The organism is Trueperaceae bacterium, from assembly GCA_036381035.1.
Taxonomy (GTDB): Bacteria; Deinococcota; Deinococci; order Deinococcales; family Trueperaceae; genus DASRWD01.
In genome coordinates, this window is sequence record DASVDQ010000170.1 from 1 (window position 1) to 1,304 (window position 1,304).

Here is a 1,304-nt window from a genome sequence, read left to right on the forward strand (position 1 = left end):
CGGAGGGCTCGGGCGCCGCGAGGTGGCCGACAGCTCAGGCCGCGTCCGTGGCCTGCCGCTCCGCCTCCTCCTCGGCGAGCCGCACGGCCGCCGCCACGGCCTGCTCCGTGGTGGGGAAGTCGTGGCGTCCTCCCGCCGTGAGCTCGTCGTAGAGGCCCATGCGCCGCAGCACGTTCGCCGGCTGGGGCTGCAGCGCCGACAGCAGCAGCACGCCGCCGCGCCTGGCGATGCGCTCGCTCAGCGCCCGCAGCGCCGTGGCACCGGTGGCGTCGAGGACGGGCACCTTGCGCAGCCGCAGGATCACGACCCTGATGCCCTGGTCCGCCTTGAGCATCTGGTCGATGAAGCGCTCGGCGGCGCCGAAGAAGATGGGCCCCTCGATCCGGAACGCCACGACGCGGTCGCGCACGCGCTCGAGGGCCTGCGCGTCCCGCTCGGTCATCAGCGGCCTGACGTCGGACCCGGCCAGGTCGAGGGGGTCGACCCTGAACGTCGTGCTCATGCGCACTATGAACAGGACCGCCGCCGCCACCAGCCCGACCTCGATGGCGAGGATCAGGTCGAAGAGGACCGTTACGACGAGCGTGAGGAGCATCACGAACGCGTCGGACTTCGTGCTGCGCAGGATCAGCGCCGACGCGTGGCGCTCGACCATGCGCACGGCGACGACCATCAGGATCCCACCGAGGACCGCCAGCGGCACCCGCGCGGCGAGCGGCGCGAGGAAGAGCACGACGACTAGCAGCGTGAGCGCGTGGACCATCGCGGCCAGGCGCGTACGCGCGCCGCTGCGGACGTTCACGGCCGTGCGCGCCAGCGCCGCCGTGGCCGGCAGGCCGCCGAACAGGCCGGCCGCGATGTTGCCGAGGCCCTGCCCCACGAGCTCGCGGTCGGGGTCGTGCTTCTCGCCCACCGTCATGCCGTCGGCGACGACGGCGCAGAGCAGGCTCTCGAGCGCCGCCAGCACCGCCACGGCCAGGGCGGCGCGCACCAGGTCGACCCAGCCGTCGCCGGCGGGCAGGGTGGGGAGCACGGGCAGCGGCAGGCTGCGGGGCAGGGCGCCTATCCGCGCCACGCCCTCGAAGGCCGGCAGCAGCGACACGACGCTGACGACCACCAGCGCGGCCATGCTCGCCGGGACGGCGGCCAACGCCTCGACGCGCCCCCAGGCCAGCATGACGGCGACGGTGAGGGCGGCGAGGACCAGCGGCAGGAAGGTGGGCTCCTGCAGCCACACCGACGCGGTGCGGCCCGCCAGCAGGAGGATGCTCTCGGCCGCCTCCTGAGGCACCCCCAGGACCGCC

Annotated in this window: 1 protein-coding gene; it reads right to left on the reverse strand. The window is 74.5% G+C overall.

The genetic code is table 11. The features are described from left to right. Nucleotides 1-34 precede the first annotated feature (34 nt). Nucleotides 35-1,304: solute carrier family 23 protein (locus VF202_15940; GenBank protein ID HEX7041609.1), on the reverse strand; the 1,270-nt coding region annotated here is incomplete at its 5' end.